The organism is Geomonas azotofigens, from assembly GCF_018919395.1.
Taxonomy (GTDB): Bacteria; Desulfobacterota; Desulfuromonadia; order Geobacterales; family Geobacteraceae; genus Geomonas; species Geomonas azotofigens.
Genome location: NZ_JAHLME010000003.1, coordinates 982,576 through 1,009,495, shown reverse-complemented (window position 1 = coordinate 1,009,495; position 26,920 = coordinate 982,576). Strand labels below are relative to the sequence as shown.

Genomic DNA, 26,920 nt, shown 5'->3' with positions numbered 1-26,920 from the left:
GATGTCGCTTTGACAATACTGGTGAAAGGAAATCCAGCCGCTATTCTGTCCTGACAGTGGCAAAGGCGCAGCCGTTGGTCCTGATCTCAATGCCGTGAAAACTCACGCGCGCAGCGCTGCACCTCGGGGAGGAATTGCCGGAAATCCTCTTGCAATGCGTGGTAGTTGCGGGTAAGCTCCCTGCCGCCATCGGCCAGGGGATTGGCGCGCGGCACGCGCCTGGACATGCGCCGCAGCGCGCCGGCGACCCCGTCGGTGGTGAGGTAGGAGGGAATCATGTCCTCGAAGATCACCGGGACCAGCCTCTGCAGCGATTCCGGCAGCAGGCCGCGGTGTCCTTCTACGATTTTCCTGACCCGCCCGAGGTAGGCCGGCAGCGGTTCCTCGTGCCATTGCCGCCAGGTGCTGGCGAGGAAATGATCGTAGTACAGGTCGACCAAAATGCCCCGGTACAGGCCGAACTCGGGTGCTATGCGCAGACGGCTGGCGGTGAAGGCGGGATGCCCCTGGGCGAAGGAATCGATGCGCCGGTGCAGCGCGAGTCCCAGGCCCAGGCGCTCCGGGAATCGGCCGGCGAGCGGTCCCTTGACGAAGTCCCCCATGAAGTTGCCGGTGAGGATGGCGGGGTCGTCCCCGGAGAGATAGAGATGGAAGAGGTAGTTCATGGCAAATGATGATACCAAAAGGTCGAGAGAAGGGGTAGGGGGAGGGTGACATGCTTGGCGCGCTGACCGGCGATATCGTCGGGTCCATCTACGAGTGGAACAACATCAAGACCACCGTCTTCCCGTTGTTCCAGGACAAGTGCCGCTTCACCGACGACACGGTGCTGACCGTGGCGCTGGCCGAGGCGATCATGAGCGGCGAGCCGTACGGGCTGGTGATGCGGCGCTACTACCGCAGGTATCCCGAAGCTGGGTACGGCAAGAACTTCGCGCGCTGGGCCGCGAGCGAGTATGCCGTCCCTTACCAAAGCTGGGGCAACGGCGCCGCGATGCGCATCGCCCCGGCGGCCTGGGCCTTTGATTCCCTGGAAGAGGTGCTGCGTAAGGCCGAGGAATACACCCTCCCGACCCACGGGCACCCGGAGGGGGTGAGAGGCGCGCAGGCCGCGGCTGCGGCGGCCTACCTTGGGCGTACCGGCGCCACCAAAGAGGAGATGCGCAGCTTCATCACCGACCGCTTCGGATATGAACTCACCAAGAACTGCGACGAGATCCGCCCCGGTTACCGCTTCGATGTCTCCTGCCAGGGGACAGTCCCCCAGGCGCTTGCCGCCTTCTTCGATTCGGAGGATTTCGAGAGTGCCTTGCGCCTCGCCGTGTCGCTGGGAGGCGATTCCGACACCCTGGCCTGCATCACCGGCGGCATCGCGCAGGCGTACTACGGCGGGGTCCCGGTGCATATCGCGCAGGAGGCGCTGCGCTTTCTGGACGAGCCGCTCAGGAAGGTGACGCTGGAGTTCGAGGCGCGCTTCGTGAAGTCTGAAATTCAGGACGTTAAGCTGCGGCCGTAACCGAGGAGGTGCGGCGCGGTTACGGCCAGTTATGTCGACGGCTCGGCTGGGGTTGGCGGGTCACTCTGCGTCCCTGTGTCTACAAGAAAGGCCGGTGACGCGGGCGCGATCGCGCACGGCCACCGGCCGGTTAGCGGGCTGCAACGGAGGGGTTACGCGCGGCGGTGCTCGAGGTTCCACTTCTCCATGGCGGTGCGGTAGTCATCCTGCATCTCGTCGTGGATACCATAGGCATCGCTGGCCTGTGCCACCTTCGGCGTGGCGACGGGGTCACGTGCTTCATCCAATTCCTCGACGCAGGCCTCCGGCAGGATGGAGGTCAGCATCTCCATGATCTGCTGCAGCCGGTTCAGCACCTCGTTCTTGAAGGTATCATCGTCCATGGCCATCCCCGTGCGGGCGCTGGCGGTGAGGGGCGCCCCTAGGTTTAACGACGCGAACGATTATACCGTAGGAACGACAAGCATCCAGCTACTTCATCAATTCTTTGCCGATGTCGAAACCCTTTCCCACCGCCTCGCCCAGGCCGTAGTAGGTGCGGTTGGTCGGGCTGTAGATGAGCGGCAGCACCTTGGCCGGGTCGGGAAGGCCGTTGGCGTCGAGAACGGATTCATCGGCCTTCACATCGACGATCTCGCCGATGAACTGGGTATGCACCCCGATTTCCACCGTCTGCAGCAGGCGGCATTCGATGACGAGCGGGAATTCCGCGACGTACGGGGCATCGACCAGGTCGCTCTTCACTGCGGTAAGCCCTGCCTGGGCGAACTTGTCCTCGTTCTTCCCGGAGGCGATGCCAGCGTAGTCGGCCGCGACCGCGAACGCCTGCGACGGGATGTTGACCGTGAAGGCGCCGTGCCTGAGGATCGAGTCGTAGCTGTAGCGGGACTTGCGCAGCGAAATGGTCACGGCAGCGGGATCGGAACTGCAGACGCCGCCCCACGCGACCGTGGCCAGGTTCGGCTTACCCGCCTGGTCGTAACTTCCCACCAGCCAGACCGGGGTCGGCATGGCGTGGGTTCCTTTGCCCAAACTCTTCTTCATATGGCCTCCTGGACCTTTACTTGAGGATGTCCGACAGCAGTTTGCCGCCGACCCCTATGTTCTCCCGCTCCATTTCCTTGATGAAGACGATGAACTTCTCGGCCGGGATCTGGGTGACCGAACTGGCGGCTTCGGTCAAAGCCTGCACCAGTTGACCCTTTTTCTCTTTGTTCTCGATGGTGCCGAGATCAATGGTGATGACGGGCATGGGAATCTCTCCTTATGGCAGCTGTGGTTGTCGAAAGGGGCCAATGTATCAAATATTACTGGTCGCATCAACTGCGCTATCTCACGCAGGGGGCGACTGTTCAACGTTTAGCGCCGTACCTGTACGGGTAAGTGCCGGTCGTACACAGTGAATGAGAGCGGCAATCCTAGGGAGTATGCTGCGGTCGTGGTATAGTGACCGGGGTTTGAGATAACGAGGACGAGGGAAATGGTTGAGATAAAAGAATCGGAAATAAAAGTCGAGTTTTACCGGGCCTCGGGGCCGGGGGGGCAGCATCGGAACACGACTGACTCGGCGGTGCGGGTGCGGCACCTCCCGACGGGTATCGTTGCCCAGGCCAGCGAGAGCCGGTCGCAGACGCAAAACAGGGAAAAGGCCCTGGAGCGCCTGGCCGAGCTTTTGCGCAGGCGTGAGCTGAAAAGAAAGAAACGGGTCGCAACCAAGGTGCCGCGCGGCGCGAAGGAGAAACGGCTTTCCGACAAGAAGGCGGTTTCGGCGCGGAAGAGGCAGCGGTCGTCGGTGGACGATTAGTTTCAACGTCAAGATCCCCTATCCCTCGGGAGAGGGGCAGGGTGAGGGCATTGCCACGGGGAAGATTACCGCAGCCGGCAGTGCTGCTCCCCCTTTTGGGCGAATGATTATTCGCCCCTACAGATTTGTCAATTGCTCGGTGCTTTGTGCATCTCCTTGGGCGAATGATTATTCGCCCCTACAGATTTGTTAATCGCTCGGTGCCTTGTACATCTCCATCATGATCGTCCTGAAGGCAACGGCGGCCGGTGACAGCTCCCGTCCTTTGCGGCTGGCCAGGTAGAACTGCCGCTTGATGGAAACCCCGGTTACCGGAACCTGGATCAGCGTCCCCTGCTCCAGCTCGTACTGCACCGACACCGCCGAGACGAACGAGATGCCGATCCCGGCGATGACGGCACGCTTCACCGCCTCGTTGCTCCCCAGGTGTGCCGCCACCCGCAACCTGCCGGGATCGATCCCTGCCTCACGCAGGGCCTGGGCTGTGGCCTTGCCGGTTCCGGAACCGGTTTCCCGCAGCACCACGGGCTCACCGAGGAGCTCTTCTTTGCTGATCGCGCTCTTCCGGTCCCAACGGTGCCCGCAGGGAGCTATCAGCACCAACTCGTCCTCGGCAAAGGGGACGAATTCAAGCGCCTCCTCCTCGAAACGCCCGCCCACCACCCCCAACTCCACCTCCTCGGACATGAGCTTTCCGAGTACGTCGCGGCTGTCACCCTGCCTCAGCACGATGGTGACGCCGGGAAAACGGCTGATCAGGAGGGGGAGGGCGGCCGGGATCATGTATTCACCGGGTATGCTGCTCCCCGCGATGTTCAGTTCCGCTTCCTCGATCCCCTTGAAGCGCGCCAGCGCAACCGGGATCTCTTTCGCGTACTCCACCAGTTTGCGCGCCCGCTCCAAAAGGATCTTGCCTCCTTCGGTGGGAAGGGCGCCCTTGCCGGTGCGATCGAGAAGTTTCATCCCGAATTCGCTCTCGAGGGCGGAGATGTGCTGGCTTACCGTGGACTGGGTTATGAAGGTGGCTTCGGCTCCCTTTGAGAAACTGCCGCTTTCCGCAACCTTGATGAAGACCTCCAGTTGTTTCAGGTTCACCGCTCCCTCCTATTAAGAATTGCGATCATTGTTATTTGTTTTATCGAATTTATCAATTTGACTCCCGCCGGTCAATTAGTTATTCATGTCAGTGCTTTTCCCACATCTCCCTCTTCTTTCCGACATCTCATTTCAGCGAGAAACACACAGATGGTTGCAGCAGGAATCGACATAGGCTCGACAGGGACAAAAGCGGTTCTCTTCGATGGAGAGATCCGCGCCAGCATCGTGGTTCCCACGGGGTGGGACCCCAAGGCCGCGGGGCTCGAGGCTTTTCGCCAGGCGCTTGACTGCGCCGGCATCGCCGAAGGCGACGTGCACAGCATCGTCGGGACCGGCTACGGCCGGGTCTCCCTTCCCATCTTCGACAGGAAAGTCACCGAGATCACCTGCCACGCCCGCGGAGCCCACTTCCTTCACCCGGAAACCCGCAGCGTGATCGATATCGGCGGACAGGACAGCAAGGTGATCAGCGTCGATGAGCATGGGCGGGTGGCAGAGTTCGCCATGAACGACAAGTGTGCCGCCGGTACCGGGCGTTTCCTGCAGGTCATGGCCGGCGTGCTCGACGTATCCCTGGAACAGCTGGGGCAGCTCGCCGTCGGCGCGACGCCGGCACGGATCTCCAGCATGTGCGCCGTTTTCGCCGAGTCAGAGGTGATCGGCCTGCTGGCCCGCGGTGCTGACAAAGGGAGCATCGCAGCCGGTATCTTTCATTCCATCGCCGGGAGGATCCAGGGGCTGGCCGGAAAAGTCACCCTGTCGCACCGGGTCACCTTCAGCGGCGGCGTGGCACTGAACCGCGAACTCTGCAGCGCCATCGGTGCGAGCCTCGGTGTCGATATGTGTGTTCCGCACGCGCCGCAGATGGTCGGCGCGCTGGGCGCCGCCATCATGGGGTTCGAGGCATGAGGGAAATCTGTGCCAGCTTCGACGAGATCGCCGGTCTCAGGGAACGAAACGCCATCGCGCTCAAGGTTGCCAAGGACCGCGGCAGGAAGGTGGTCGGCACCTACTGCCTGTTCTCGCCGGTCGAACTGATCGTCGCCGCCGGTGCCATCCCGGTATCGCTGTGCGGCACCAGTGCGACGCCCATCCCCGCTGCGGAAAAGGTGCTGCCGCGTTCGCTTTGCCCGCTGATCAAGTCCAGCTACGGTTTCGCGCTCACCGACACCTGTCCCTTTTTCCATTTCTCCGACCTCTTGCTCGCCGAAACCACCTGCGACGGCAAGAAGAAGATGTACGAGCTGCTGGGCCGGATGAAACCGCTGCACCTGATGCAGCTGCCGCAGGTGCAGGACGAGGCGGCGCTGGAATACTGGGTCCTTGAGCTCAAACGCCTGACAAGACGCCTGGAGCAGGCGTTCGATGTGCAGATCACCCCTGAGAAGCTGGCCGCGGCGGTGCTGCTTTTGAACGAGGAGCGGCGCTCGCTCAAGGCCCTGCAGGACCTTTTGAAACGCAAGCCTGCCCCGATCTCGGGGATGGACCTGCTGACCGTTTTGCACAACCGCGGCTTCACCGTGGACAAGCGGGAGGCCATCGGGCTCATCGACCGCCTGACCGCGGAACTGGCCGGGCTGAGCGATAACGGCTTTTCTCCCTTCACTTCCCGGACCCCGCGCATCCTGCTGACCGGTGTGCCGGTGGGGATCGGGTCGGAAAAGGTCGTGCGCCTGGTCGAGGAACTGGGGGGGAGCGTGGTCTGCTTCGAGAGTTGCGGTGCTTACAAGAAGGTGGATCCCGTCTTGCCAGGCAAAGACCTGCTACGTTCCATCGCGGAAAAGTACCTGCGCGTCCCCTGTTCGTGCATGTCGCCCAACACCGGGCGTCTGCAACTGCTGGAAAAGCTGGTGCAGGAGTTCCAGGCAGACGGGGTGATCGATCTTACCTGGCAGGGGTGCCACACCTACAACGTCGAATCGTTCACCGTCAAGCGCCATTTGCAGGAGACGGTGCAGGTTCCTTTCCTGCAGATCGAAACCGACTATTCCGAGTCCGACACGGAGCAGCTGAAGGTGCGCATCGAGGCGTTCCTGGAGGTGATAGGGACCAGGCGGGGAGGGCGCCCTTGAGCGGGGGCCGGCACGGGGAACTGTTCGACGACTGCAGGTACCACGTCGATTCTGTCATGTCATGTCAATCAAATGGAGGTCACCATGAAAAGCTTTACCCGTTTCATCGGCACGTCGGTCCTTTCACTGCTTGCGCTTTTTCTGGTTTTGACTGCAGCGATGCCGCTCTTTGCCGCGGAGGCCGAGTTCAAAACCGTCTCCAGCGAGGCTTTGAGGGACATGCTGGAAGAGAAAAGAGCGTTCACCCTGGTTGACGCCCGCAGCAGCGACGAATACCAGGTGGCCCACCTGGTGAGCGCGATCAGCATCCCGGACAAGGAGTTCGACAAGAAGATCGCGCTGCTCCCCAAGGACAAGGGGGCGTTGATCGTCTTCTACTGCAACGGGGTCAAGTGCGGCAAGAGCAAGAAGGTTGCCGCGAAGGCCAAGGAGGCAGGATACACCAACCTGGTTATCTACCCCGACGGCTTCCCCGTCTGGGAGGAAAAAGGGTACCCGATCGTGGCCGGCGCGGACTACGCCAAGAAGATCGAGACCTCCAAGTTTTCCCCGGCCAAGCTCAAAGAGATCCTGGCGGAGAAAAAGGACGCCTATGTTCTCGTGGACGTACGTGACGAATTCGAGTTCGCCGAGGGGCACATCGAGGGGGCGATCAACATCCCTGCTGAGACCTTCGCCGCCAAGTCCGGAGTGCTCCCCAAGGAGAAGGGGATCATCGTCTACTGCAACAGCGGCGGACGCAGCTATTCGGCCTACCGCAAGCTGATGAAGCTCGCCTATCCCTCCATCTTCCAGGCCATCCTGGCCGAGTGGAAGGAAGCCGGCTTCCCCGTCGTAAAATCGCAGCTGTAGAAGCTGTTTCTTGTCCCATCACTTAAGGAAACAAAGGAGCACGAATGAAGAGGTTGTTGTTGACGGTGCTGGCATTTTCCCTCTGCCTCACCCCTGCCGCCTGGGCCAAAAGCCGCAGCGGTCAGGTCAGCGTAGAGGTCGATCTCTCAAAGCAGGAGGCGGGCAAGGAGACCAGGCTCTGGATACCCTATGCGGTCTCCGACGCGAATCAGAAGGTGACCGACGTCAAGGTGAGCGGCGATTTCGCCACCTCGGCGGTCTACACCGACCAGGCCAACGGCACCCCCATCCTGTACGCGCAGTGGGACAAGGACGCCAAGAGCAGGAAGCTGGTCTACAGCTTCACCGTGCAGCGCGAGGAACTGCGGATCAAGGATCTAGCCGCAAAAGAACCCGCGTGGAACAAGGCCGACTACGCCGAGTACCTAAAGCCGACCTCGCTGGGGCCGGTGGATGGCGAGGTGAAAAAACTGGCGCAAGGCATCGTGAAAGGCAAGACCACGGTTCTCGAGAAGGCGAAGGCGATCTACGACTGGGCCTGCGAGAACATGTACCGCGACCCGGCCACCGTGGGGTGCGGCAAGGGCGACGTCTGCGAGCTGCTGAAAAAGCCCGGCGGCAAGTGCACCGACATCTCTTCGGTCTATATCGCGCTGGCGCGTGCGGCCGGGGTCCCGGCGCGCGAGGTGTTCGGCCTGCGCCTTGGCAAGAAGGCCGAGGAGGACATCACCACCTGGCAGCACTGCTGGGTCGAGTTCTTCCTCCCGGGCACCGGGTGGGTGCCGGTTGACCCTGCGGACGTGAGAAAGGCCATGCTGGTGGAAAAGCTCGAGTTGAAGGACGCCAAGACCCGCGAATACCGTGACTACTTCTGGGGCGGCATCGACCCGTACCGCTTCAAGATCGCCTCCGGGCGCGACGTGGTGCTCAACCCGCCGCAGGCCGGCGCGCCGCTCAACACCTTCGGCTACCCCTACGCGGAGGTTGGCGGCAAGGTGCTCGACTGGTACGACCCGAAGGGCTTCAGCTACCGCATCACCTTCAAGGAAAAGTAGGGGAGGGAAGACCGACCCGACCCGACCGGGCCGTGCCGCAAGGCGCGGCCTTTTTTCGTTTCCTGCGCCAAGACCCGGCAGGCGCGGCTTCCAGCTCTTTTGCCTTGTCTCACAGGGGCGATTGTTGTATCTTTCCCTGCGGTCCGACATAAAGAATTTAGGAGTTTACCCGTGCAGATCCGCACCCTTGTCACCCTTTCGTTTCTTTACGCCTGCATTGCAGTGCCGCTTGCCCATGCCGCCGAAACGCCCCCCGTCCAGGCCATCCCGGTGCCTGTCGCCGCTACTGCCCCCGACCAGGCTGCCGCCATCGCCGCCCTCGCCAAAGAGAACGCGCTCCTGCAGGAGAAGATCAAGACTCTGGAGAGCTGCAGCATCAGTTCGAGCGACCTTGCCGCCCGCAACTCCAGGAAACTCAAAGAGATCACCGCCGATGTGCGCACCCAGCGCCAGTCCATGGCGGAGTTCGAGAGCTACGTGAAGTGGATGTCCGGGCACGTGGCGGGTTACTCCAAGTACATCCAGGCCAGTTCCGTCGCCGCCCGTTTCGTTAAGTTCTTCCCGATTCCCTATGCCGGGCAGGCCTCGCTCTTCACCAAGTTCGTCTCCGACTCCGCGGTCTCCCTCGGTGCCGCCTCGGTCTCCATCAACAAGTACCTGGGGACCTCGCAGCAGTTCCTGTCCCGGGCCGACGCGCTGGACCCGAACAAGCCGACCTACAACCAGGATGTCTCTGAGTTGGTACGTTTCGCCGACCAGGACCTCTTGAAGGGGATGACCGAGGTGCAGGACCGGCTCACCACCACCTCCCAGCTTTCCGCGTCCTCGCTCTCCTTTCTTGAGAGCGTGAACCACTACGTGGGTTCCGGCGACGAGGCGCTCAGCAAGGCGAAGTCCTTCCTGAAGAGCGACGAGAAGGCCGAGAAGAGCTTCCTCGCCGAAAGCACCACGTCGCTGAGGAACAAGGCGCAGGTCTTCAACGGCAAGCTGCAGCTCTTCGACGCCACGGTGAAGAAAACCACACCCCAGATAAAGGCACTGGTCGCCTACGATGACCTGGCGCGCAGCCTGGACCCGAAGTTCGCCAAGAAATAGATGTGGTGACGGGTACGCCGGGAAGGGAGGCGGAACTGCCGGAGCCCTCACCCGGCCTTCGGCCACCCTCTCCCAAAGGGCGAGGGGGAATGCCCTAAACTGCCGATGCCGGTTACCCTCTGCCGAAGGGCGAGGTGATCATCAATAAACAAAAAGGCCTCTCCCGATCAGGGTGAGGCCTTTTTTGTATCGATTATGCCTGTTGACGCGCTAGAACTTGTAGCCTAGCGACAGGGCGACCAGGTGCGCGTCACTCTGGTACGTGCCGTTGGCCGAGGTGGCCGGGATGCCGGCGAAGTTGATCGCGTTGTTCTTGTCCCTGTTCTCGTAGTACTGGTAGCCGTAGGCGACGGCGACGGTGAACGGTTTCAGGTCGAGGTCGGTGCCGACGCAGAAGACATGGGTCTTGGCGTCGGGAATGGAGGGGTCGAAGGTGCTGTTGGGGACCGCGCTGCCGCCGTAGACGTAACCGGCCAGCAGGGCAACCCTGGGATCGACCTGGTACCTTCCCCCCAGGTTGAGCCCCCAGGAGTCCTTCCAGTCCCTCGGGGTGAACGACTGGCTGCCGTTGTCCAGGCGGATGTCCAGGTTCTTGAACTTGGACCACCCCTCCCAGCGCACCCCGGCTTCCACGGTGAGCTTGTCGATCCCCTTGAAGGCGACACCCGCGGTGAACTGCGGCGGCAGGGTGAGATCGGTCTTGCCACCGCTGTTCAGGACGGTGACCGGCGGCACCAGCGGGGTGGGGCTGGCGAAAGCGGCGTTTCCGGAGACGTCGACGTAGACCTGGCTGCGATAGGAGGCGCCGACGGTGAGGTGCTCGCACGGTTCCCAGGCCGCCGCCACGTTGTAGCCGACGCCGGTGCCGTCCCCCTTGAACTTCTGGTTGATGTCGGTGCCCGGGGCGTACCCGAGCAGGGGGGTGAGCGCTGCGGAGGGGATCTTTCTCTGCAGCGTGGCGTCGAGCAGCACCACGTCCACCCCGGCCGCGAGCGTCAGCGAGGGAAGCACGCGGTAGGAGAGTACCGGGTTGATGTCGAAGGTCTTCAGGTTGGACCTGGTGGCGATGTAGCGGCCGTCCCAGTTGTCGTTCCACTTGGTGCCCAGGCCGAACGGGTTGAAGATGCCGAGGCCGGCGCTGACCTGGTCGTTGAACTTGTGGGTGACGTAGAGGTGGCTCGGGAAGAACACCGAATCGTTGGACGCGGGGTTGCCGCCGATGGAGCTCGAGTATTCACGGGAGGAGAAGATCGCGGTGGTGCCGACCATCAGTTGCGTCCCGTCGAGCTTGTTCATCAGGGCCGGGTTGTAAAAGATGGTGCTGGCGTCGCTGGTGTGGGCGGTCACGGCGTTGCCCTGGCCAAGGGCGCTGGCGCCATGGGTGAAGACGGCGTAGCCGGCGGCGTGCGCCGAGGACGAAAACCCTCCGGCCAGCGAGACCGCCGAGGCCAGCAGCCCAGCGATCAGGCTCTTCCTGTAGTTCATGATTCCTCCTGAAATATGTAGTCGGATTTTGGCCCGTGCACTCTGCGACGTTGACGAACCGGCATGCCAACGGGTAACATGGCTGTCGTGATTGACTACGTCATACCATTCGTGCTAAAAAACCGAATAATTTAGATCGGTTAACGGGAGCAGTTGATGCATATGGAACGACCGTACCTGATGGAACACGCCGAGGAATCCCTCCGGCTTGAAATGAAGACAGACAACGCGGTGACCGAGAAACAGGCGCGCTGGGCAGGTCTCGCGCCCGGCATGAGCGTCATCGATATCGGCTGCGGCCCCGGCAAAACGACCGGCATGCTCGGGGAACTGGTGCAGCCGGGGGGAAGGGCCGTGGGTGTCGACCTTTCCGAGCAGCGGCTCGCCTACGCCCGCGAGCATTACGGTTCCGACACGGTGAGCTTCGAGCGCTGCGACCTGTACCAGCCGCTCACCGGGCTGGGGCAGTTCGATTTCGCCTGGTGCCGCTTCGTCCTCGAGTATCACCTTTCCAACTGCTTCGAGCTGGTGCGCAACATCTCCGCCGCGCTGAAGCCGGGCGGGATCCTCTGCCTCATCGACCTCGACCACAACTGCCTCAGCCACTACGGCCAGTCCGAGCGGATGGAGCGCGCCGTCGCCGCCACTATCAAGAGCCTGGAGGAGAACGACGACTTCGACCCCTACGTGGGGAGGAAGCTGTATTCCTTCCTCTACGATCTCGGCTTCCAGGACATCGATGTGAAGGTGGAGGCGCACCACCAGATCTTTGGCGAGCTCAGAGCTGTGGACGAGTTCAACTGGACCAAAAAGGTCGAGGTCGCTGCCAAGAGGTCAGGCTACGGCTTCGACGAATACGAAGGGGGGTACGAGGAGTTCCTGAGCGAGTTCCGCGCCTTTTTCACCAATCCCCGCCGTTTCACCTACACGCCCATCATCTCCTGCCGTGGCCGCAAGCCCTAGGCTTCCTGGACCGCTTCGGCCTCGTTCTCCTCGGTGGCCCGCAGACGGCAGGTGATCAGCGCCTCGACGATGTTCCTGTCGAAATGGCTCCCCGCGCCTTCCCTGAGGAGCCGGAACGCCTCCTCGACCCGCATCGGGGCGCGGTAGTGGCGCTGCGAGGTGACCGCCTCGTAGAAATCCGCCACGGCGATGATCTTCGCCCCCAGCGGGATGTCCTTCCCCTTCAGTCCCTTCGGATAGCCGGTGCCGTCGATCTTCTCGTGGTGCGCGCCGGCGATCTCCGGAACCTCCCGGTAGATCCCCTCGAAATTGACCTGCTCCAGGATGTCCCGGGTCTTGTGACAGTGCGTCTTGACGATCTCGTACTCCATGTCGGACAGCCTGCCGTTTTTCTTGAGGATGGCGTCGGGGACCCCGATCTTGCCGTAGTCGTGCAAAAGCGCAGCGACCCTGATCATCTCCCGTTCCGGGCGCGGTAGACCGAGCTCCTCGCAGATCTCGTCGGAGTACTCGGTGACCTTCTCGGAGTGGCCGGCGGTGAGCGGGTCCCTGGCGTCGATCGAGGCGGCCATGACCTTCAGGAAGGAGCTGAACTGGTTCGATTTCGCCTCGTGCAGCTTGGCGTTGCGCAGGCTGATGCCGATGACCGGCGCGATCCCCATCAGCAGGGAGACGTCGCTTTGCACCAGGGGGCGTTTCGACTTCAGGTTGTCGACGGCGATGATCCCGAGCGATTCCCCCTCGCAGATGATCGGGCAGCAGATGAAGGTCTGTGACAGGAGCTGCTTGGCGAAGTTCTGGCTCTTGCCGGAGAGGTTCCCCTCGATATCCTTCACGTCCGCGACCAGGAAGGGGCGCTGCTCGCGGAAGGAGATCACGAACACCCCCTTGGAGTCGGGGCGGTCCAGGTGGAAGGTGGTCTTGCCCAAAAAGGCCAGTTGCTCGTCCTGGTACCCGAAGCCGGCCTGGAACACCAGCCGCGACTTCTCGGGATTGCTGAGCAGGATCAGGCCGCGGCTGTAGTCGAGTCGCTTCTCCAGGATCTGGATCACGTTGGAGAGGATGTCGTGGACTTCGGTCTGCCTGCTGAGCGCCTGCCCGATCTCGTTGGTTACCAGCGCGTTGTTGTAGTTGATCTCCATCCGCTTGAACAGGTTGTCGGTCAAGTCCTTGAGGCTCTTCTGGCTGGTGAGCAGGGCGTCCTTCTCGCTGCGCAGCGAACAGATCTTGATGACCAGGAGCAGGGTGAGCGCCCAGGGGGCAAGCAGGTAGATGGTGTTCATCTGGTTCGCCTGGTAGCAAAAGGCGATGAGGATGAAGATGGCGATGGCGGCGTAGTTCCGGGTGAAGTGCCAGAATCCGGTGCTGGTCTGCTCCCAGGTGACGATGTAGCGGCACACCGGGTCGCCGTTGAACATGCACTGGGGGTGCTCGATGCGCGGCAGCTTGGGTTGGAACAGGTTGGCGATGGCCTCGAAGAACCCCATCCGGTTCTGGCACTGAAACAGTTCCTCCTGGCAGCCGGGCCTGGGGGTGACCGTGATTTCGTAGCTGTTGGCGCTGAGTCGCTTGGAGGTGTAGACCGAGGACCTGACGAAGTTGTTGTTGACGGTGTCGCCGATCAGGCTGTAGGCGCGCGAGGGTCCCACCAGTCCGAGGAAGTACTGCCTGAGAATCCCCATGGCTTCGGGGGACGCCGCGTAACGGCCGGCCTCGCGTGCGATGTTTTCGTTGCCGGTCAGTTTGAGCAGCCGCTCGTAGAAGAGGTTGACCTGTTCCTGGGTGAACCAGTGCCCCTGGTCAGCCACCTCCAGCGGTGTCATCTGGGCGTAGCTCAGCAACTCGCCGACGTTGACGAAGTTGTACTTGCTCCTGATCAGCCTGATGTAGATGTCGATAATGCTGCTGTTGTAAAGTGGTGTGCTCATCACTGTTCCCTAGGTACCCTGGGTCGCTGCTCTTTGCGCCCGTTTGTCTTTGCCCCGGGTATGGAGGTCGCCTAAGTACTTGATGAAGTTGGAGGTTTGCGTCTGTGCGTTGAAGGCCCAGAGTATGTACTTCCTCTCGAAGGAGAGGTTGGTGGCCTCGGCGTAGCTTTCCGGGTAAACCATCACCGGTATGTCGTTTTGCTGGTACTTGTGCGTGATGATTGAGAGCGCGATGAGCAGGATGTCCTTGGGGAACTGCTCCTGGTCCAGCACGAAGACCTTGATGCAGTTGGTGAGGTCGGAAAGGTTCAGGCCGACGTCGGAGACGTTGATCATGATCACCGCCTTGACCGCACCGTTGCGCTTAAGGGTGTAGAGGTGGCGCTGCAGCGAGAAACCCGCCTGGCGGTAGTCCTGCGCCAGTTCGTCGCACTCGGTCATCCCCGGTTCCAGGTCCAGCGCGTTCAGCATCAGGCCGCCGGAGTGCTGCTCGTAGAAGGCCTCGAGTTCGAGGAGGTCCTCCCTGGTGGTGCGGGTGAGCCCCCAGGGGCCGGCGAAGTTCCAGTCGTTCGAGTAGGTGCGCTGGTAGTGGAAGTAGACGAAGGTGTCGGTGGAGCAGTTCTTTTTCTCCTCGACCGTCTTCAGGAAGCCGCCGAAGATCCGGTTGGGGAACTTGTTCTCGGGCTTGTAGTAGCAGATCAGGTAATCCATGTGGGACGACCTGAGGTTGTAGGTGTCGTTGATCGAGTTGCAGAGGTGGTCGAGCACGGTCATGCCGGCGAAGTTGGATTCCGACTTGTTGGCGGCGTGGTGGTGCACCAGCCAGGTCCCCTGGTAAAAGCGCAGCATGGCCAGGTGTCCCAGGATATTGCCGTGCTCCTGGTAGATGAAGTGGCGGGCGATGCCGGGATTCTCCGTGTAGAGCCTTCGGTAGGTCTCCTTGAGGTGGGCCTTGTTGAGCTGCACGAAGTGGTACTTCTCGGGGTAGATGAAGCCGGTGTCGAAGAAGAACTGCCACAGGTCGTCCAGGTCCACCTGGGTGCTCACGTAGGAATGCCGGTTCTTGGCGAGGTACAAAAGCGACAGCAGGCTGACGTGGTCCCGGATGTCCATGTCCAGAAAGCACAGGCCGCACTTCACCACGGGCGCCTTCTCCTGCTTGGAGGCGTCGTCGCGGTAGACGACCTGGGCGGAGCACTTGGTGGAGAAGCTGTTGCCGATGCGCAGCTCGAGCTCGGGCAGGATCATGCCCGGCATGAGCACGCTCGATTCGGCGTCCTCGCAGACGGAGAAACCGGACCCGGAGATGTCGAGCACCTTGAGGTCGACGCTTTTCTGGCTGAAGGGGTGCCTGAACACCGCGTTGGGCAGGGGGAGCAGCTCGTGCCGGCAGCTGCGGATCTCCTTCGCCTTGAAGCGCTGCATGCTGGCCTGCAGGGGCTCGAGCAGGTAGATCCGGTCCCGGTGACCGAGGGTCTGCGAGGTGATGCGGCATTCGGCGGAATACAGGGTGGTGCCGTCGCCGCTGAAGACTACCTGCACCGGCGCGTCGGAGTTGATCCAGTTGAAGGTGCGGCTGCCGTCCCCCTGGATCTCGACCCTGAAGGAGACGGCGCTGAAATCGATGAGCGTTCCCTGGAACCGGGCGCCGTTCTGGAACAGTTCCGCCGACACCCCCTGGCAGGGATGGCGCCGGGATTTACGGTAGTTCACCTCGATGCACTTCTCCGGGAGCAGGAAGACGGCCCCCTCGTCGCTGATGCTGATCAGTTCCGGGGTGGCGGTGATCATGCGGTGGCCGCTGACCACGAAGATGTTGTCGAAGGAGCAGCCGTTGGTCGCCGTGTTGATGGAGTCGACGGAAACCCAGCGGCATTCAAGCTTGTTGTTGAGACAGGGGAGGGGGGCTGCTTCGAGTGTTACCGTGCGAGGGTATTTCGTGTGCCTGAAATTGACAAGGATGGATTCTTCTTGGAAGTTGATGAAGTTAAGTTTGTTGATCAGCTTATTGAGCCCGACCTCCTTTTCGGTGCCGGGAGAAAATTCTATTACAGTGTCGGGCCGGGCAAATTGTAAAATCTTGCTGGCGTCTTTCATCCACTACCTCATGGCCGCATGGTGACGACAGGAGAAACTATGGCGGTACGGCGAACTAGCTATCTGCCAACGCTTCTCAAAGGGATGCAGGGCTTCCATCCATTATGCGTAGGGATTATTAGCATGATTCGTCAGGTTTTTCACTATAAAACGATGTGTCGTGATAAAAAAATCACGCGGTTAATCAATGGAATGTGCGGACGGGAGAGGTCGTGAGGGAGAAAAGGGGAAAGCCGTGCCGGCCTTACCCCTTGGACTGCAGCGAAGCCTCGAGATAGGTGTTGAAATCCAGGGTCTTGGCGAGGTTGCTTTGCGTCTGCGCGGGACGCTGGTCGGACAGCTCGTGCACCGCCTCGCCACGGTCGGCGGAGGTGCGCGCAGCGACGATGCGGTTGCGGCCGCGCGCCTTGGCCTCGTAGAGCGCGACGTCCGAGGCGTGCACCAGATCGTTGAATGTTCTGCCGTCCTCGGGGAAGGAGGCGATGCCGAGGCTCGCGGTGAGCCTTCTGAGCGGGATGTCGCTCGCGCCGGGGAAGCGCTTGTTCTCGATCTCGCAGCGAATCCGCTCCGCCACGATCATCGCCTCGGCCTTGGAGGTGCCCGGCAATACGGCGCAGAACTCCTCGCCGCCGTAGCGCGCGACGATGTCCATCTCGCGCAGCGACTCCTTGATGATGTCCGCGGTCAGCTTGAGCGCCTCGTCGCCGGCCAGGTGGCCGCAGAGGTCGTTGTAGTTCTTGAAGAAATCGAGGTCGATGAAGATGACGGTGAGGTTCAGCCCCTGGCGCATGCTCCGGTTCAGCTCCTCCTCCAGCCTGCTCTTCAGGAAGCGGCGGTTGTAGAGGCCGGTGAGGGGATCGGTGACGGAGAGCTGCTCGAAACGCTCCGACTCCTCGAGCACCTCGGTGCGCTCGATCATGAGGGAGGCGAGGTTCGCGAAAGAGGTCAGCAGCTGCAGGTCGGAGTGGGTGAACGGGCGCAGGTTCTTCTTGTCCGAGAGGTTCAGCACCCCGATCACCTTTTCTTTCAGCTTGAGCGGGATACAGATCAGCGACTTCGACTTGAAACGCATCCGGTTGGCCATGGCGACCCTGCTGTCCTTCTCGACGTCGTTGACCAGCAGCGGCTGCCCGGTCTTGGCGACCATGCCCGCGATCCCCTTGCCGACCTTGAGCTGCAGGCAGCGCGCGATGTTGAGCGTCATCCCGAGGGTGAACACGATCTGCATGCCGACGCCGTCCTTGTCGATCAGCATGATCGATCCCTGGGTCGCGTCGATCAGCTCCGAGGCGATCTTCAGTATCGATTCGTAGAGGAGGTCCTTGCTGTCGATCTGCAGCAGGGTGTCGGTGAGCGACATGAGGCGCTCGGAGAGGGCGTTTTCCTTACTGCGCGTCGCGTCCTTGTCGATGGTGGCCAGCTTGCCCGCCATGGCGCCCACCAGCATGGAGATGAGCAGCGCCTGGTTGGGGGCGACGTCGGTGTCGAATATGGCAAGAAAGCCCAGGCGCTCGCCTTGCGCCTTGAGGGGGAAGGGGGTGCAGACGGTGGCGCGAAGATCGGGCAGGGCCGCGCGCATCTTGCCGTCCCAGAGCACGGTCCTTTTCGCCTTGTCCGGCGCCACGAACAGTTGCAGCGTCTCGGGGGTGAGCGTTCCCAGCTCCTCGGGAAGCCCCCATACGCCGGTCACCGGGAACGATTTCCCCTCGGCGTCGGGAAGGGCGAGCGCCATGCGTGCGGGCTGGAACGCGGTGACGATGGTCTCGCAGCAGATGGCGACGCAGGCGGTGACGGTGCTCACCTTGTCCAGCCTTTCCATGGCCTGTGAGACCACGCTCAGCGCGGCGTCGCCCAGCGCGTCCTGGGGATGCGCCGGGGGGGGGACCGGGGGCTCGGTGCGCGCCGGGAGCAGGTACAGCTCGATCCTGCGCCTGACCTGCTCGGCGACCTCCTCGACCTCCTCGTAGCTCGCCGTGGCAAGCGATTCCACGTAAGGGAGCAGCGAAAAGGCATCGCCGCCGTTGCGGGCCAGTGACGCCAGCTGCCAAAGGTCGATGGATTCCTCGCGCACGCCGTCGCCGACCAGGCAGAGATCCTCGCCGGAGAGGGTGAAGGGGATGAGAAAGCCGAAGAACCCTCCGCCGTAGCGGCAGACCGAAGGAGTCGCCTCGTCGAAGAAGACCTCCATGTTCTCCTCGAAGAACTGACGCGACACCTCCCGGCACAGGGGATCCTCCACCACGGTGGCACAGGACTCGAAACGCTGCGCGGACGCTACCGTGCCGTTACGCCGGCGATAGAGCGTTAGGCTGTAGCGCGCCAGTGCAGGGAGGGCCTTCAAGTCGGCCAGCAGATCCCCAAATGGCATGTTCGCGAGTTCCTGTTTCACGGCAAAGGCTCCATCACCAGTTACGCATGCATGCCCGGACGAGTGATGCCCGGCATGCTTGTAAAAAACAAGAATCTTCTGCACGTTCCGCGCCAGCGCCGCGCGCAATTCAGCCGCTCACGGAGGCGAGGCGACCCGTTCCCGGGGCGATTACAAATGGATCATTACCGCTTTCTAGCCGGGGGTGCTCCCGCGGGCCCCGCACCAGGTTCCGGTACGGCTCCGGATCCGGATAACGGGGATTGCGCGATGTTAATATCGGAGTTCAAGGCAATAAAGTCAGTAATTTGAATCACATTCTAATGTGTTTTTTGCGAGAAGGAGTGGCGGGGTCCGCGGATGGGGGTAGTCGTACCCAAAACGCGCGCACAAACTGATTGATTCTCGCCCGCGATACCGGTAAAATCCTGCGCCATCGATGCCCGAAAGGTTACGGATGCCCACGTCCCCAGACACTCCCCTCTATAACAGCCGCATTTTTGATTCCTACCTGAAGCTGCTTCGGAAAAAGTACCCCCACGTCGATACGTTGGCGCTGCTTGCCCATGCCGGCATGAAACAGCATGAGGTGTCCGACCCGGGGCAGTGGTTCAGCCAGCGCCAGGTGGACCGCTTTCACGACCAACTGGTACAGGTGACCGGTGACCAGGGGATAGCCCGCGAGGCTGGCCGCTACGCCGCGTCGCCGGAGGTGCTGGGGCCCCTGAGGTCCTTCTTTCTCGGCATGGTCGGCCCCGAGTACATCTTCTACTTCATCAACAAGATAGCCCCCCGGTTCACCCGTTCCTCACGCTGCAGTGCCCGCAAGATCGGGCCCCGGGAAATCGAGCTCACCGTCGCCTTCCGGGAGGGCGTACGGGAAAACCCGCGCCAGTGCGAGAACCGGACCGGCTTCTTCGAGGCGGCCTTCCTGCTTTTCGACCACGACTTTCCCGAGATCGAGCACCCCGAGTGCGTCTTCAAGGGGGGAGAGGTGTGTCGCTACCTGATCCGGTGGCGGCCGTCGCTGACCTCGCGGTTACTGCTCGCGCAGCGCACCTGCTCGCTGCTTTTGCTCGCCGGCCTTTTGGGCGCGCTGTACTGGAGCCCGACGATCTTGGCGCCGGCCCTCTTTCTGGCGCTCCTGTCGTACCTCGTCTTCACCCTGCTGAGCCACCACTTCGAGCGCAAGGCCCTGCTTTCCTCGCTCACCAGTATGCGCAACTCCAGCGACCGGCTCCTCTCCCAGGTCCAGGAGAATTTCGACCGCGCCCTCGCCGTCAACGAAATCGGCCAGGTAGTCTCGACCAGGACCGAGCTCGGCGAAATCGTCTCCAGCGTCAACCAGGTGCTGCATAAGCGGTTGGGGTACGGCAGGGGCATCGTGGTCCTGCTCGACCCCCAGCGTAACGTCCTGGTGCTGCGGGGCTGTTTCGGGCTGGCCCCGGAAGACGAGGAGCGGGTCCGCGCCATCGAGTTCCCGCTATTCGGAGCGGCGCCCAGCGGCGTGCTGGTCACCTGTTTCAATACCCAGCGGCCGGTGCTGATCGACGACATCGAGCAGATCCGGGGGCAGGCGGTGCCGGAGAACTACGCGCTGATCCGTGCGCTCGGGGTCCGGTCCTTCATCTGCGCGCCCATCGTCTGCGAAGGGGAAGCGGTGGGGGTGCTTGCCGTCGACGACGCCAGCCGGGAAGGGGGATTGCTGCAAAGCGATCTCAACCTGATACAGGGGATCGCGCCGGTGATCGGGGTCAGCGTCCGCAATGCGATGCGCTTCGCCAACGAGAGGAGGTTGTCGGAACAGCTCCGGAAAGCCTCGGAACACCTTGAGCGGCGCGTGGCGGAACGGACCTCGGAGTTGACCCAGGCCTACGCCGAGCTCGAGTTCCTCTACGACTCGGTCTCTCACGACCTGCGCACCCCGTTACGGGTGATCTACGGCTATGGCGAACTGTTGCGGGAAGGCTACGGGGACCGGCTCGACGACGCCGGCAAGGAGTACCTGGCCAGCATCATCAGCGGCGGCGAGCGGATGGAGCAGACCCTGGACCGGATGCTTGATTTCTCCGAGGTGAACTCGGTGCTCCCGGTCCTGCAGCCCGTCGACCTGAGCCTGCTGGCCCGGCGCATCCTGGGCGAATTGAGGGTCACCGATCCGAAACGGGAGGTGGAGCTTGACATTGAGGACGGCGTGCTGGTCACCGGCGACGAGAGGCTGCTGGAGAGCGTGATGGAAAACCTGCTGGGGAACGCCTGGAAGTACAGCGCCCTGAAGAGCTGCACCAGGATCGCTTTCGGCCGCAACGACGGGGTCTGCTACGTGAAAGACAACGGGGAGGGGTTCGACATGGCCCAGGCGGGGAAACTCTTCGTTCCGTTCCGGAAACTGCACGACGGCGGCCGCTTCGCCGGCCACGGCCTCGGGCTCTCCATGGTGCGGCGCATGCTGGAGCGGATGGGGGGCAAGGTGTGGGGCGAGGGGAAGCCGGGCAGGGGCGCGACCTTCTACTTCACGCTCCCGCCGGCCGACGCCCCCTAGCCGACCTCGGAATACTCCCGCTCCCGGAACTCGACCCCGAGCGACAGGGCGAGTTCGCGGACATGGTCCACGTCGAGGCCGGGTACCGTCACCACGCTCGCGGTCACCTGGGGCACGTGCTTGGGAGCCTCCCTCAGAAAATCGCACACGCCGGCGAAACCCGCCGCGCCGAACGGGGTGTTGCAGAGCCTGTCGTAGTCGGCGGCGTTGGCCGCGTTCAGGCTCACCGACAGGGCGTCCACCAGCCCGCTCAGTTCCGGCAGGATGTTGCGGCCGTGCACCAGGTTCGCCTGGCCGTCCGTGTTGATCCTCACCCGTAATCCGCGCCGCTTCAGCTCGGCGGCCACCTCCTTGACCAGGTCCAGCCTGATCAACGGCTCACCGAACCCGCAGAATACCACCTCGTCGTACTCCGATGCGGCATCCACGGCGGCGATCACCTCGGCGAAATTCGGCTCGTGCGAGAGCTTCAGCTCGTGTCCCTTGACCGACAACTCCTCGAACTTCGGGCAGAAGGTGCAGCGGTTCGAGCAGCGGTTGGTGATGTTGAGGTAGAGCGAGTTGCGGATCTTGTAGGCGATGGTGTCTTCCTGCGCAGCCTCCTCGATCCCGAACAGCCTGCGGGTATTGAACGAGGTGATGCGGCCGACGTCCTCCGGCGAGAGCCCCTTCAGCTCCGCGATCCGCTCCGCCGCGAATCTGACATAGGCCGGCTCGTTCCTCTTGCCCCGGTGCGGCACCGGGGTGAGGTAGGGGGCGTCGGTCTCCACCATGAGCTTCTCGATCTTCACCCCCCGGACCACCTCCCTGAGCGCCTCGTTGGAGGGGTAGGTGACGGTGCCGGGAATGGAAATCATGAAGTTCATCTCGATGCACTCCTGCGCCATGGCGAGATCTCCCGAGAAGCAGTGCAGCACCCCTCCCACCTCGTGGGCCTTTTCCTCCTTGAGGATGGCGACGATGCGGTCATGGGCGTCACGGTCGTGGATGATGAGCGGCAGCGAGAGCTCGCGGGCCATCCGGATGAAGCGCCGGAACACCTCCTCCTGGGCCGGGCGGGGCGAACGGTCGCGGAAGAAGTCGAGCCCCACCTCGCCGATGGCGACCACCTTGGGGTTCCCCAGGGCCAGTTCGCGCGCGGCCTGGTAGTCCGCCTCGGTCACCCCGGCCGCGTCGTGAGGGTGGATCCCCACCGAGCAGTAGATGTTCGGGCGCCTTGCAGCCAGCGCCACCGCCTCGCGGCTCGACTCCATGTCGGCGCCGACGGCCATGATGGTGCCGACCCCCGCCTCCCGGGCCCGGTCCATCATCTCCTCGAAATCCTCAGCGAATTCAGCGCCGTATATGTGGGAATGGCTGTCGATCAGTTCCATGAAGTACTCCTTGAAACGCAAGCGGAAACCTGCTCCGGTTGGTGATGTTGCCGATTGGTGAGTGGCGCCGACCATCCCCTCGCCCTCCGGGAGAGGGTGCCCGCAGGGCGGGCGAGGGATGCTGTCGGCAACGTTGGCGCAGATGGCGACGCCCTCACCCCTGCCCCTCTCCCGGCGGGAGAGGGGACCAGAGGCGAAGTCGATTATAGTACTGGATGAATTTACCGGATGCCAGCGCTTTTTATCGGTGCTGCGGATCGAAGTTTTATTCGGTGACGTCGCGGATGGAGGACTCGATGCCGTCCATGAGGATGGCAAGCTCGTCGAGGGAGATGGAGAGGGGAGGGAACACGACGATCACGTTCCCCAGGGGACGGATGAAGATCCCGCGCTTTCTCGCTTCCAGGCAGACGCGCACGCCGACGCGCTCCTCCCACGGGTACGGGTCGCGGCTGTGCCGGTCGCGGACCAGCTCGATGCCGGCGATCATCCCTTCCTGGCGCACGTCGCCCACGTGGGTCAGCTCCATGAGACGCTGCAGGCGGTCCTGGAGGTAGTCGATCTTCCCGGGGAGCTGCTCCAGCAGGCGCTCCGATTCGAACAGGTCGAGGCTGGCGAGGGCCGCGGCGCAGGCGATCGGGTTGCCGGTGAAGGTGTGGCCGTGGAAGAAGGTCTTCAGTTCGCTGTAGGCGCCCCAGAAGGCGTCGTAGACCTTGCGGGTGGTGAGGGTTGCTGCAAGCGGCAGGTAGCCCGCCGAGATCCCTTTGGATATCGCCATGATGTCCGGCGTCACCCCTTCCTTGCCGCAGGCGAACATGGCGCCGGTACGGCCGAAGCCGACCGCGACCTCGTCGGCGATCATGAGGACGTCGTAGCGGTCGCAGAGTTCTCGCACCCCTTTCACGAAGCCGGGAGGCTGCACGATCATGCCGCCGGCTCCCTGCACCGAAGGCTCGATCACGAGTCCCGCCAGTTCGTGCGCGTGCTCCTTCATGAGCCGCTCGAGCTCCTGCAGGCACAAGAGGCCGCAGCTGTGGCAGTCACCTTCCGGGGAAAGGGCGCAGCGGTAGCAGTAGGGGGAGGGGGCCTTGATGGTGGGGAAGAGCAGGGGGGCGTAGACCTCGTGGTAGATGGCGATGCCGCCCACGCTCATCGAGCCGACCGTGTCGCCGTGGTAGGCGTTGTCGAAGCGGATGAACTTCTGCTTCTTGGTGTTGCCGGTCTGCTGCTGGTACTGGAAGGCCATCTTCACGCCGATTTCGACGGCGGTGGAGCCATTGTCGGAGTAGAAGACCTTGGCGAGGCCCGGGGGAGCGATGTCGATCAGGCGCTTGGCAAGGAGCGCGGCCCGGTCGTTGGAAAGCCCGAGGAGGGTGGAGTGCTCCAGGCGGTCCACTTGTTCCTTGACCGCCTCGTTGATCTCCTTGCGGCAGTGGCCGTGCACGTTGGTCCAGATGGCGGCGACGCCGTCCAGGTAGCGGTTACCGTCGGAGTCGATGATGTAGGAGCCTTCACCCCTGGTGATGATGATGTTCTCCGCGTTTTCCCATTCGCTCATCTGGGTGAAGGGGTGCCAGAGGTATTCGCTGTCGTAGCGTCTGAGTGTTTCGGTATCCAGTTCGACCATTTTGTCCTCCAAAAAAAGAGCCACCGCCGCGCCTTTTGTGGCATCAAGCGGTGGCACGGCAGGATGAAGTCTCCGTCAAAGATGTAAAGCCGTCAACGTAGAACGCTAGAACGTAGAACGGGTTCCTGTCATTCAAACATCTCCCTGAGCATGATCCCGGTAGCCGGCATCTGCAGCAGGCGGTCGGCCAGCTTGGTGACCACGTCCCGCTCGCCCTCGCCCTGGAGATCGGGGAAAAGGCCGAGGAGTTGCGCCCCGGAGAGGGAGTCGATCATGTGCGGCGCGTAGGACTCCGCCTGGTCGGGAGTGTCCGGGTACCGGTTCACGATGACACCCTTCACCTTGAGCCCGAGCGTGCGCGCGGTGAAGGTGGTGAGCAGGGTGTGGTTGATGGTGCCCAGGTTGGGGCGGGCGACCACGGCGATGGGGAGGTTCAGGTGCAGGGCAAGGTCTGCCACCAGCAGTCCCCCGGCCAGGGGAACCATCAGGCCGCCGGCCCCTTCGACGATGACGAAGTCGTACTGGGCCGCGAGCCGTTGGTACGCCTCCTTGATGACGTCGAAACTGATACGCACACCGTCCTGTGTGGCGGAGACGGAAGGCGCCAAGGGCGCACGGAGCAGGTAGGGGGCGGAGTCCTCGGTGACCGGGACGCCGGCCGCGAAGGCGAGCAGCTCGGCGTCCTCGGAGATGAGGGCGCCGTCGCGCTCGATGCAGCCGCTGGTGACCGGTTTCATGACGCCGACGCTATGGCCCATCCGGCGCAGCAGCATGGCGATGGTGGCGGACGCTATGGTTTTTCCCACACCGGTATCGGTGCCGGTGATGAAGATGCTTTTGGCAGGCATGTGCTGTTTTCCTTTCAGTCAGGTTCACCTGTAGGGGCGAATAATCATTCGCCCTGCCGGTTGCCCCATCCCTCTCCCGGGGGTAGAGGGGATGTCCTTATGAGCGAGGGGGCAAGCGGTCGTGGTTTAGTGCGCGCACATCACCGTGTTGAGGCCGAGATCGCTGAACATGGTCAGATCGGTGTCGACGTTGCGCCCCAGGGTGGTCAGGTAGTTGCCGATCATGGTGCCGTTGGCGCCGGCGAAGAAGATCCAGGACTGCAGGTCGCGCAGGTTCTTTTCCCGCCCGCCGCAGATGGTGATTCTTTTCTGCGGCAGGATCAGGCGGTAGATGGCGATCGTCTGCAGGCACTCCCGGGCGGTGATGTTGCGGGCCCCCTCGAGCCTGGTCCCCTCGATGGGGTTCAGAAAGTTCATCGGCACCGAGTCGACGTCGAGTTCCTTCAGCGTGAAGGCCATCTCCACGCGCTGCGCCGCGCTCTCGCCCATGCCGAAGATGCCGCCGGAGCAGACCTTGACGCCGGCTTTCTTGACGGCGCGGACGGTATTGACGTCTTCCTGGTACTCGTGCGTGGTGCAGATGTTGGGGAAGAAGCTCTCAGCGGTCTCCAGGTTGTGGTGGTAGGTGTCCATCCCGGCTTCCTTGAGCTTCAGGGCGGTCTCCTCGTCGATGATGCCGAGGGAGCAGGAGGGGAGAATGGATGTTTCCTTGCGGATGCGGCGCAGGGCGGCGAGGATCTGTTCCAGTTCCTGCCCCTTCACCGTGGTGCCGCTGGTGATGATGCCGAAGCAGGCGGAGCCGTTGGTCTCGGCCGTCTTGGCGCACTCCACCATCTGGTCCTCCTGGACCAGGGGGTAAACCGGCGCGTCGGTGCTGTGGTGCGCGGACTGGGCGCAGAAGGCGCAGTTTTCGGCGCAGCGGCCGGACTTCGCGTTGATGATGGAGCAAAGGTGCACCTCGTTGCCCACGAAGTGCTCCTTGACGCGGGTTGCGGCGCGGAACAGGTCGAAGAGCTCCGAACCCTGTGTTTCGGAGAGGCGGACGGCCTCCTCCGGGGTGATGGAGCCGCCTGCGATGATTCTTTCAGCTATTTCGGCGATGAATTTTTCCATGAGAGATCCTCCAGCGGGTGATTTAGCACGCGCGAGAGGTAGTTGTCAACCAATTCGGAGGAGGTGGTTGACGATTGGGCGAGGGAGGGTGTGTGATTCCCCCTCGCCGTCCGGGAGAGGGGCGGGGTGAGGGCGCCGGCAGGTGCTTTCCGGTGAAAACCGGGTAGTCCCCTTAAAGCTCCTCGGTGGTGAAGGCGACGACGTCGTCGATGCTCCCGGCGTCGAGCAGTACCATCACCAGTCGATCGAGCCCGAGGGCGATGCCGGCTGCTTCCGGCATGTCGGCCAGGGCGGCGAGGAACTTCTCGGGCATGGGGTAGCCCTGTTTGCCGTCGCTGGCCCGCTGCGCCGCCTCCGCCACGAACCGGGCGCGCTGCTCAATCGGATCGATCAGCTCGGAGAACGCGTTGGCGATCTCCAGGCCGCCCAGGTAGAGCTCGAAACGTTCGGCCACGGAAGGGTCCTCGGCATTGAGGCGGGCGAGGGCGGAACAACTGGCGGGGTAATCGTAAATGAAGGTGGGGCGGCCGATCCCCAATCGCGGCTCGATCGCTTCGACCATGACTTCGTCGAAGGTCCCTGCGGCAAGGGCTGCTTCCGCCGTGGTGTCGGTATGGCGCAGGAAGGCGTCTCGGACGGTGACCCGCTCCCAGGGAAGCGAGAGGTCGATTTTTTCGCCGCGGTAGGTGATGCTGTCGATTCCGGCCGCCGCCCTGACCATCTCCTCGGTCTCGTCCATGAGATCGCGGTAGTCGGCCTCGGCCCGGTACCACTCGAGCATGGTGAACTCGCTCAGGTGGCGCGAGCCGCGCTCGCCGGCGCGCCAGCAGCGGCAGATCTGGAAGATGCGCGGGTAGCCGGCGGCCAAAAGCCGCTTCATGCAGAGTTCGGGCGAGGTCTGCAGGAACCAGCCGTCGCTGGGGATGGCGTCGATCTGGGCCTCGGGGGCGGGAGCAGGTATGCGAAAAGGGGTCTCGACTTCGAGATACCCCTTTTCCTGGAAAAACATCCTGATCCTGGTGAAGATCGCGCCACGCTGGGCCAGGGCTTGGGAGCGCCTGGCCAGTGGCCAACTTCCCGACAT

The 26,920-nt window shown here is 62.7% G+C and carries 23 protein-coding genes; 9 read left to right on the top strand and 14 right to left on the bottom strand.

Going from position 1 to position 26,920, the window contains the following annotated elements:
• Positions 1 to 86: 86 nt before the first annotated feature.
• A complete protein-coding gene (locus KOL99_RS14155; protein WP_216511095.1) occupies positions 87 to 665 on the bottom strand; it encodes an acyl carrier protein phosphodiesterase in 579 nt (192 codons plus the stop codon).
• A 50-nt stretch (positions 666 to 715) separates the two neighbouring features.
• On the opposite strand from KOL99_RS14155, the gene KOL99_RS14150 reads away from it, so the two are divergent.
• The gene (locus KOL99_RS14150) at positions 716 to 1,516 is read left to right on the top strand and encodes an ADP-ribosylglycohydrolase family protein (RefSeq protein ID WP_216511094.1); all 801 of its coding nucleotides are present in this window, start codon (positions 716 to 718) and stop codon (positions 1,514 to 1,516) included.
• Positions 1,517 to 1,668: 152 nt separating this feature from the next.
• Here the strand turns inward: KOL99_RS14150 and KOL99_RS14145 are convergent, their stop codons facing one another.
• From KOL99_RS14145 to dmpI, 3 genes are all read right to left on the bottom strand, one after another.
• Complete coding sequence (locus KOL99_RS14145; protein WP_216511093.1) at positions 1,669 to 1,899, bottom strand: hypothetical protein; 231 nt, start codon at positions 1,897 to 1,899, stop codon at positions 1,669 to 1,671.
• A gap of 88 nt (positions 1,900 to 1,987) precedes the next feature.
• Positions 1,988 to 2,560, bottom strand: coding sequence for a flavin reductase family protein (locus KOL99_RS14140; protein ID WP_216511092.1), 573 nt, complete (start codon positions 2,558 to 2,560; stop codon positions 1,988 to 1,990).
• Between the two features lie 16 nt (positions 2,561 to 2,576).
• Entirely contained in the window at positions 2,577 to 2,768 is a 192-nt protein-coding gene (dmpI, locus tag KOL99_RS14135; RefSeq protein ID WP_216511091.1) for a 4-oxalocrotonate tautomerase DmpI, read from the bottom strand.
• A 228-nt stretch (positions 2,769 to 2,996) separates the two neighbouring features.
• Here dmpI and KOL99_RS14130 point away from each other — a divergent pair, with 228 nt between their 5' ends.
• A complete protein-coding gene (locus KOL99_RS14130) occupies positions 2,997 to 3,320 on the top strand; it encodes a peptide chain release factor-like protein (RefSeq protein WP_216511090.1) in 324 nt (107 codons plus the stop codon).
• Between the two features lie 189 nt (positions 3,321 to 3,509).
• Here KOL99_RS14130 and KOL99_RS14125 read toward each other — a convergent pair whose 3' ends face one another.
• Complete coding sequence (locus tag KOL99_RS14125; RefSeq protein ID WP_216511089.1) at positions 3,510 to 4,415, bottom strand: selenium metabolism-associated LysR family transcriptional regulator; 906 nt, start codon at positions 4,413 to 4,415, stop codon at positions 3,510 to 3,512.
• 150 nt (positions 4,416 to 4,565) lie between these two features.
• On the opposite strand from KOL99_RS14125, the gene KOL99_RS14120 reads away from it, so the two are divergent.
• From KOL99_RS14120 to KOL99_RS14100, 5 genes are all read left to right on the top strand, one after another.
• Positions 4,566 to 5,327, top strand: a complete 762-nt coding sequence (locus tag KOL99_RS14120; protein ID WP_216511088.1) for an acyl-CoA dehydratase activase — start codon at positions 4,566 to 4,568, stop codon at positions 5,325 to 5,327.
• Positions 5,324 to 6,490 (top strand): double-cubane-cluster-containing anaerobic reductase, encoded by a 1,167-nt coding sequence (locus KOL99_RS14115; RefSeq protein WP_216511087.1) that lies wholly within the window; start codon positions 5,324 to 5,326, stop codon positions 6,488 to 6,490. The genes KOL99_RS14120 and KOL99_RS14115 overlap by 4 nt, the downstream gene beginning before the upstream one ends.
• Before the next feature lie 84 nt (positions 6,491 to 6,574).
• Complete coding sequence (locus KOL99_RS14110; RefSeq protein WP_216511086.1) at positions 6,575 to 7,342, top strand: rhodanese-like domain-containing protein; 768 nt, start codon at positions 6,575 to 6,577, stop codon at positions 7,340 to 7,342.
• Positions 7,343 to 7,386: 44 nt separating this feature from the next.
• Positions 7,387 to 8,397 (top strand): transglutaminase-like domain-containing protein, encoded by a 1,011-nt coding sequence (locus KOL99_RS14105; RefSeq protein ID WP_216511085.1) that lies wholly within the window; start codon positions 7,387 to 7,389, stop codon positions 8,395 to 8,397.
• A gap of 171 nt (positions 8,398 to 8,568) precedes the next feature.
• Positions 8,569 to 9,492, top strand: a complete 924-nt coding sequence (locus KOL99_RS14100) for a hypothetical protein (RefSeq protein ID WP_216511084.1) — start codon at positions 8,569 to 8,571, stop codon at positions 9,490 to 9,492.
• A 210-nt stretch (positions 9,493 to 9,702) separates the two neighbouring features.
• Here the strand turns inward: KOL99_RS14100 and KOL99_RS14095 are convergent, their stop codons facing one another.
• Positions 9,703 to 10,977 carry an OmpP1/FadL family transporter gene (locus KOL99_RS14095; RefSeq protein WP_216511083.1) on the bottom strand — a complete coding sequence of 425 codons (1,275 nt, stop codon included), beginning with the start codon at positions 10,975 to 10,977 and terminating at the stop codon, positions 9,703 to 9,705.
• Positions 10,978 to 11,133: 156 nt separating this feature from the next.
• Between KOL99_RS14095 and KOL99_RS14090 the strand changes: the two genes are divergently transcribed.
• A complete protein-coding gene (locus KOL99_RS14090) occupies positions 11,134 to 11,940 on the top strand; it encodes a class I SAM-dependent methyltransferase (RefSeq protein WP_216511082.1) in 807 nt (268 codons plus the stop codon).
• On the opposite strand, the gene KOL99_RS14085 is transcribed toward KOL99_RS14090, so the two are convergent.
• The 3 genes from KOL99_RS14085 to KOL99_RS14075 all read right to left on the bottom strand — a co-directional run bounded on the left by KOL99_RS14085 (position 11,937) and on the right by KOL99_RS14075 (position 18,333).
• Positions 11,937 to 13,871 (bottom strand): HD domain-containing phosphohydrolase, encoded by a 1,935-nt coding sequence (locus KOL99_RS14085; protein ID WP_216511081.1) that lies wholly within the window; start codon positions 13,869 to 13,871, stop codon positions 11,937 to 11,939. The two genes, KOL99_RS14090 and KOL99_RS14085, sit on opposite strands and share 4 nt — an antisense overlap.
• Before the next feature lie 6 nt (positions 13,872 to 13,877).
• Positions 13,878 to 15,965, bottom strand: coding sequence for a PilZ domain-containing protein (locus tag KOL99_RS14080; RefSeq protein ID WP_216511080.1), 2,088 nt, complete (start codon positions 15,963 to 15,965; stop codon positions 13,878 to 13,880).
• Positions 15,966 to 16,209: 244 nt separating this feature from the next.
• The gene (locus KOL99_RS14075) at positions 16,210 to 18,333 is read right to left on the bottom strand and encodes a sensor domain-containing diguanylate cyclase (RefSeq protein WP_216511079.1); all 2,124 of its coding nucleotides are present in this window, start codon (positions 18,331 to 18,333) and stop codon (positions 16,210 to 16,212) included.
• 574 nt (positions 18,334 to 18,907) lie between these two features.
• Here KOL99_RS14075 and KOL99_RS14070 point away from each other — a divergent pair.
• Positions 18,908 to 20,875, top strand: coding sequence for a sensor histidine kinase (locus KOL99_RS14070; protein ID WP_236026100.1), 1,968 nt, complete (start codon positions 18,908 to 18,910; stop codon positions 20,873 to 20,875).
• On the opposite strand, the gene KOL99_RS14065 is transcribed toward KOL99_RS14070, so the two are convergent.
• The 5 genes from KOL99_RS14065 to epmA form a co-directional block, all read right to left on the bottom strand.
• Positions 20,872 to 22,248 (bottom strand): TatD family hydrolase, encoded by a 1,377-nt coding sequence (locus KOL99_RS14065; RefSeq protein WP_216511077.1) that lies wholly within the window; start codon positions 22,246 to 22,248, stop codon positions 20,872 to 20,874. The two genes, KOL99_RS14070 and KOL99_RS14065, sit on opposite strands and share 4 nt — an antisense overlap.
• Before the next feature lie 265 nt (positions 22,249 to 22,513).
• Positions 22,514 to 23,875 carry an adenosylmethionine--8-amino-7-oxononanoate transaminase gene (gene bioA, locus KOL99_RS14060; RefSeq protein WP_216511076.1) on the bottom strand — a complete coding sequence of 454 codons (1,362 nt, stop codon included), beginning with the start codon at positions 23,873 to 23,875 and terminating at the stop codon, positions 22,514 to 22,516.
• Positions 23,876 to 24,003: 128 nt separating this feature from the next.
• A complete protein-coding gene (gene bioD / locus KOL99_RS14055; protein ID WP_216511075.1) occupies positions 24,004 to 24,723 on the bottom strand; it encodes a dethiobiotin synthase in 720 nt (239 codons plus the stop codon).
• 126 nt (positions 24,724 to 24,849) lie between these two features.
• Positions 24,850 to 25,836 carry a biotin synthase BioB gene (bioB, locus tag KOL99_RS14050; protein ID WP_216511074.1) on the bottom strand — a complete coding sequence of 329 codons (987 nt, stop codon included), beginning with the start codon at positions 25,834 to 25,836 and terminating at the stop codon, positions 24,850 to 24,852.
• 172 nt (positions 25,837 to 26,008) lie between these two features.
• Positions 26,009 to 26,920 (bottom strand): EF-P lysine aminoacylase EpmA, encoded by a 912-nt coding sequence (gene epmA / locus KOL99_RS14045; protein WP_216511073.1) that lies wholly within the window; start codon positions 26,918 to 26,920, stop codon positions 26,009 to 26,011.

Coding starts and splice junctions, on each gene's coding strand:
- KOL99_RS14065 (WP_216511077.1), bottom strand. CDS start 22,248: ATGGAACTGATCGACAGCCATTCCCACATATACGGCGCTGAATTCGCT.
- KOL99_RS14075 (WP_216511079.1), bottom strand. CDS start 18,333: ATGCCATTTGGGGATCTGCTGGCCGACTTGAAGGCCCTCCCTGCACTG.
- KOL99_RS14115 (WP_216511087.1), top strand. CDS start 5,324: ATGAGGGAAATCTGTGCCAGCTTCGACGAGATCGCCGGTCTCAGGGAA.
- epmA (WP_216511073.1), bottom strand. CDS start 26,920: ATGTCGGGAAGTTGGCCACTGGCCAGGCGCTCCCAAGCCCTGGCCCAG.
- KOL99_RS14155 (WP_216511095.1), bottom strand. CDS start 665: ATGAACTACCTCTTCCATCTCTATCTCTCCGGGGACGACCCCGCCATC.
- KOL99_RS14105 (WP_216511085.1), top strand. CDS start 7,387: ATGAAGAGGTTGTTGTTGACGGTGCTGGCATTTTCCCTCTGCCTCACC.
- bioA (WP_216511076.1), bottom strand. CDS start 23,875: ATGGTCGAACTGGATACCGAAACACTCAGACGCTACGACAGCGAATAC.
- bioB (WP_216511074.1), bottom strand. CDS start 25,836: ATGGAAAAATTCATCGCCGAAATAGCTGAAAGAATCATCGCAGGCGGC.
- KOL99_RS14095 (WP_216511083.1), bottom strand. CDS start 10,977: ATGAACTACAGGAAGAGCCTGATCGCTGGGCTGCTGGCCTCGGCGGTC.
- bioD (WP_216511075.1), bottom strand. CDS start 24,723: ATGCCTGCCAAAAGCATCTTCATCACCGGCACCGATACCGGTGTGGGA.
- KOL99_RS14130 (WP_216511090.1), top strand. CDS start 2,997: ATGGTTGAGATAAAAGAATCGGAAATAAAAGTCGAGTTTTACCGGGCC.
- KOL99_RS14150 (WP_216511094.1), top strand. CDS start 716: ATGCTTGGCGCGCTGACCGGCGATATCGTCGGGTCCATCTACGAGTGG.
- KOL99_RS14110 (WP_216511086.1), top strand. CDS start 6,575: ATGAAAAGCTTTACCCGTTTCATCGGCACGTCGGTCCTTTCACTGCTT.
- KOL99_RS14090 (WP_216511082.1), top strand. CDS start 11,134: ATGCATATGGAACGACCGTACCTGATGGAACACGCCGAGGAATCCCTC.
- KOL99_RS14070 (WP_236026100.1), top strand. CDS start 18,908: ATGAAACAGCATGAGGTGTCCGACCCGGGGCAGTGGTTCAGCCAGCGC.
- KOL99_RS14140 (WP_216511092.1), bottom strand. CDS start 2,560: ATGAAGAAGAGTTTGGGCAAAGGAACCCACGCCATGCCGACCCCGGTC.
- KOL99_RS14120 (WP_216511088.1), top strand. CDS start 4,566: ATGGTTGCAGCAGGAATCGACATAGGCTCGACAGGGACAAAAGCGGTT.
- dmpI (WP_216511091.1), bottom strand. CDS start 2,768: ATGCCCGTCATCACCATTGATCTCGGCACCATCGAGAACAAAGAGAAA.
- KOL99_RS14080 (WP_216511080.1), bottom strand. CDS start 15,965: ATGAAAGACGCCAGCAAGATTTTACAATTTGCCCGGCCCGACACTGTA.
- KOL99_RS14145 (WP_216511093.1), bottom strand. CDS start 1,899: ATGGACGATGATACCTTCAAGAACGAGGTGCTGAACCGGCTGCAGCAG.